Annotated in this window: 3 protein-coding genes and 1 pseudogene; all 4 read left to right on the top strand. The window is 28.5% G+C overall.

The genetic code is table 11. From position 1 onward, the window contains the following. Positions 1 to 1,012 (top strand): annotated as a pseudogene (locus CQA53_RS12470) (hypothetical protein); the annotation flags it as partial. After that, positions 1,009 to 1,503 (top strand): hypothetical protein, encoded by a 495-nt coding sequence (locus tag CQA53_RS10025; protein ID WP_245945874.1) that lies wholly within the window; start codon positions 1,009 to 1,011, stop codon positions 1,501 to 1,503. The pseudogene CQA53_RS12470 and the gene CQA53_RS10025, both read left to right, overlap by 4 nt. Continuing rightward, positions 1,503 to 1,667, top strand: coding sequence for a hypothetical protein (locus CQA53_RS12475; protein WP_181882426.1), 165 nt, complete (start codon positions 1,503 to 1,505; stop codon positions 1,665 to 1,667). Before CQA53_RS10025 ends, CQA53_RS12475 begins: the two co-directional genes overlap by 1 nt. An 11-nt stretch (positions 1,668 to 1,678) precedes the next feature. Then, positions 1,679 to 5,113, top strand: coding sequence for a hypothetical protein (locus CQA53_RS10030; protein WP_115543841.1), 3,435 nt, complete (start codon positions 1,679 to 1,681; stop codon positions 5,111 to 5,113). Positions 5,114 to 5,221 lie beyond the last annotated feature (108 nt).

Consider the following 5,221-nt stretch of genomic DNA (forward strand, 5'->3'; position numbering starts at 1 on the left):
AAACTCACAGAATCTATCAAATATAGATTATAACGAAGTAGGACTACATGGAGATGCCCTCACACACTATATCATCACTCTCCTCACTCCAGCTAAAGCAAAGAAAATAGAAATACACTTAGCTCATGGATTAGATAGTATGATAGAATCTAAAGATAAAGTAGATTCTCATATCTTAAAGTGCAATATCATCAATGGAGGGCATAGTGAGAGATTGTGGGGAGAGTGGAGACAGCCTAGCGAAGATGGTGTAACCATACTTAATCCACCAAAAGATTATATGGGAGCAAGTGTGGTAAAGACAAGTTCCCTTGAAATGACCACCACACACCCTAATCATATCTCAAATATTTGTAAAATTAAAGCAAATGAATTTATTCAAAAAAATAATTTTTATCAAATGCTAGCATTTTTAGAATCTGCCATATATGATACAAAAGCACAGATAGATACGAATAATCTTTCAAATTATACAAGGTATGATATGTCTGTATATGGTAAAGACTATAAATGTCTCAATGAAATAATACAAGCGATATATAAGAGAGATTGGATAAGTGAAGTTTCAATGCAAGAAGTAAAAAGAGAATATATAAATGATTTGAGTTTCTTTCAATCACAATGGAATCTCACCCTAAATGAAAATCATCAAAGCGTAACAAGCTTTGTTGATAGCTTTTGCAGAAAGGCTGGGTGTATGGGGTTGAGGGTGATACAGATAATTTCAACTCAAGAAACAATGGAATTAATCTTTTCTCAAGCTATAATAGAAATCAAAAGCCAATATCAAGTATCACTAAATACACAAAAAGTGTTTGATAGATTGTTTGCACTTCTTAGACAATGGTATATAGTCTATAAATCACAATACCATTTCTTTTCATTTCATCTCAAAGGCTATATGCGATATATTGAGATAAATTTGAGGTATTTTCGTGTCTATGACACAAATAGTAAAGATTTTTGGCAACAAGTATATATTAATGACTTGGCGAGGCTAAGAAAGATTTGATACGATATATTTATTTTATAATTATCTCTGCATTATTATCCTCTCAAGGCTATGCCTTTGACTTTGCAAAATATCGGTGTATAATTGTGAGCTGTGGCAGTGATGATGATTGTAAAAAGAGAGAGAAAATCAAAGAAAATATACCAAACATACGAAGCTTTGATGAGATTATCGATTGTTATCGCTTCCCAGACATAGCGGGAATAATCCCATCTTTTCATATTGATACCTTAAATTCATGTGCTTGTAGGGATAACAATGAGGTGAATTACTGCCTTCCTTTTATCCAATCTCCCACAGATTCTACCTATCCTTGTAGTCCTAAAATGCTCGAAATCTACAAGGCACAAAAAGAACAAGAGGAAGCCACTTGCAAACGCTTCATAGAGGATTGGAATGCTAACAAATACCCTTGTATTTTTGATACAAACAAAGACAATGTTGATAAATGTCGCAATGAGCTTTATGAGAAGTATTGTGGAGGAATGTGATGAGTGTTAATTCTACTCTCCTCACTCCAGCTAAAGCTAATAAGATAGAAATACACTTAGCTCATGGATTAGATAAAATAATAGAACAAGAAGATGCTAAATTAGATTTTAATGTTTTAAAATTAAATATCATTAATAGCGGATATAATGAAAAAATATGGTAAGGAACAAGAAAATGAAACAAGATTTAATATCACTCATACTTGAATGTGATGTAAATGAAATATATAAGCAAGTTAATGATATAAAAGATATTGATAAAATAGTATTATTCTCTAAAAATAAGACTATGCTTATCGACAATGATTCATGCAATAATCTTTATAATAAGATAAGATATAGTATGTTTAAAAAAAGTGATAATGCAATAGCTTATTTAATGGATACGTTCAATCAACAAGTATTATTTAATGATTTTTTTTTAAAGAATAATAAAGAATACTATGCTGGTTTATTAAACATTGAAGATCGAGGAGAAGCAACACAAATAAATAATACCATATATATTCAAGCCGATAAGAACACTTTAAGAGAATACTTTAAAGTAGCATTTCTACAATCGCAAGAATCAAATTGGAACACTTTTATAAAAGTCATTAAACAACAATTCCCCAAAGCCAAAAATTTAAATGATATTCTTCAAAATATTGACAAAGACACATTATCAAAAATATTACAATCATTTGAAAAAAGTTTATTAGTGAGTATAGAAAATACACAAGATTCTCAATATTTTACGGACAATATTCTTCCACTAGCTAAAGATAGTATTAAAGGTATTCTTCAAGACTTATCCTCAAATATAGAAAAAATTCAAAATACGCAATATATAAGGAAATTTTTTAGGACTTTAGCTATTGTCTTAGTAAATACTATAGACTTTGATACAAAAGATATTTTTAAGAGTTTGATTAAAAAACCCTCAACAGCCATTTACTCTACATACACAGGCATAAATGAGTTAGCTGATACGGATAATGAAATAGCATATCATTATGCAATGTCTTTACCTCTTATTGAATTGTTTGTCAGTCAAATTGTTCCAATGGTAAATTTATGCAAAAAGCATTTAATGAATGAATTACTTTTTTATGATGATAAATTTATTGATTTTTCGATTTATGATGATATGATGAAGGCAAAACTTCCAATCCAAAGTACTTTTCTTAAAGGAAAAATAGATTCAAACTTCATAAATACTTTACCTGCTATTTTTAAAGAGGGAATAGGGTATCAAAATATGAATTCTGAATATAGTATTATCAGTATCAACGATAAAAAATACAATCTTGAAAAACATATATCAAATAATATTAAAAATCTTAGATTGTTCTTTTTTGCAGAATACAAAGATTTAAATTCAGCAAAATTTATAGAAATAATGAAAGATAAAGCCTTGCAAGAACAAAACGCCTCATCATACAAAGAAAAAGGTTATCTTTTCATCACAGAAGCTCCCAGTATGCTGAATGCAGGATTAACAAAAGATATAATGAGCGTGATAGGGCTTACGCCACAAAGTTTCAAAACTCACAAAAGACAACAAGAAGCGTTAAATAAAACACATAATCCAAATATAGATTATAGTAATTATATTATTAAGCAAGACAATAATAAATTTAAACATATTGTTTTACAACTTTCCCCATTTATAAAGCTTCCAGATGATTTGGCAAAAGATTATAAAGATTATACGGCAAGTTATTCAGTAGTAAAATGGGTGGGTGAATTATGGAACAAATCTCTATCGCAACAATTCAAATATATCGATACTTTCTTTCAAACTCCAGATAATATAGAAGAGATTGCAGATAAAGAAGAAGAATTTGCTAAAGAATTCTTAGAACTTGTGCAAGAATTTTTTGATAAAATTAACAAAGATAAAGCATATACTACTAAACAACTAAAAGGTGAAATTATAGAAGAAAAAACAGAATATTCTCCACAAGATGTGTTATCTATAGTAACTACATTATGTATTTTAAAGAATGAATTTGACACTAAAACACCATTTTTTGGTGTAGCTTCACGTCAACAAAAGTTTTTTGAAAGTTTCATGAGTAAGATCAGATGGTATCAAAGCTATATAATACCCAATTATCATAGCTTATATGTATTTGTAAAAAATGCTTATATAAACATAGATGATAAAAAAATATATCTTGCTGTATCTAAAGAAGCAGAAAAAGAATTAAAGGCTAAACAAGATATTCTAAGAATCTATGAAATGCTTGATAATATTTGTAATATAAAAACCGAAAACGAAGAGGAGTTTTACGCCGATATATTTAAAAAACTTAAAGAAAATGCAAAAACCTTAGAAGTAAAAGATGAAGATATAGAAAAATTAGAACAAGAAGAACAAAAAGTAAAAGATGAGCTAAATAAAAAAATTCCAAGCGATATAGAAAAAGCCATAGTAGAAAAACAAATCAATAAAATCTCTATCCAAAAAGTCATCAAAGAAGGCTTATTTTCTTTTACTCCTTTTGTAAGCTATTTTGATGAAAATACAGATTTTTTAGGCAAACTCATATATTATTTTTCAATGTGCCTTTTTGATGAACCCGTAAAAAATAAATCTTTACCACAAAAATTTGCTCATATCCTAGCTAAAGAATTGGGCATATTTGCTATAATGAAATTTGATAAAACGATTAACATTCGCCAAGAAAAGCAAATCATACAAAAATTTTACAAGCTCATCATCAATACACGCACATTATATATGCAACAAATGATTTTTATGACACAAACCAAAACGATAACAACAATTAATGTACGCGATACCTTAAGGATGATAAATAAATTAGAAATTAAAAATTTAGTAAAAGATCTAAGTAAAACAGCTGTAACTAATATGGCTAAAGGTGTTATTACAGCTTGGATAAAAAAGGAATTTCCATTATATGTTGAAGAGCTTAAAACTAAATACGAATATATCTATTACAAAAAGATGAGATATAAATACAATCTTCCCTATACAGTAAATAGAAAAGAATTTGTAACAATTCCTATGAAAATATATAATGCTTATATGGGATTTGATTTACACACAATGATATATGGAAGCAAGCTTTGCACAGGAGGATTAAAATATCATAATGGCATAGCCTATACTTACACTCCTAAAACAAGCAGACCAAATGAAGCTATCACGAAACATTATATGATAAAAAAGCTACTAGGTTATATACTCTTAGAAGAATTAAGAGAAGATGATATAAAATTTTTTAAAAATGGATTCAATGAAGCAAACTTAGATACCTTAAAAGATAAAAAAGAACTCTATCAGCTAAGAGATAAAGAGAAATTGCAAGCTTTCAAAGATTTAGATGAAAATGATGAGCAACACAAAGCTATAGACTGCTATAATGCTTGTATCAATATATTGAGTGATATAATGAATGATAATGCAAACACACAAAATGATAACAATTATCAAGCAAAGATAAAAGAATTACTAGAAAATCTTAAAATCATAGGACAAAATAATATTAGGGCTATGTATGTGGGAACAAGCAGTCGAAGTAAAGGTAAGAAACGCCCTAAATTCATAGGCAGACTAGCCACTACGATAATAATGGAAGATGGACTATGGATAGGATAGTTTTTAAGCTATTTATAAAACTAGGTATAGTTTTATTACTAGGATTAAGTCTAAGTTCTTGCAATTCAAATAATTCAAACAATAAGGAGAAAATAATAATGACAACAA

Origin of the sequence: Helicobacter didelphidarum (assembly GCF_003364195.1) — a bacterium.
In the GTDB taxonomy this organism is placed as follows: Bacteria; Campylobacterota; Campylobacteria; order Campylobacterales; family Helicobacteraceae; genus Helicobacter_A; species Helicobacter_A didelphidarum.

What these genes read in the sequence shown, in the direction of transcription:
- CQA53_RS12475 (WP_181882426.1), top strand. Translation starts at nt 1,503, where the DNA reads ATGAGTGTTAATTCTACTCTCCTCACTCCAGCTAAAGCTAATAAGATA.
- CQA53_RS10030 (WP_115543841.1), top strand. Translation starts at nt 1,679, where the DNA reads ATGAAACAAGATTTAATATCACTCATACTTGAATGTGATGTAAATGAA.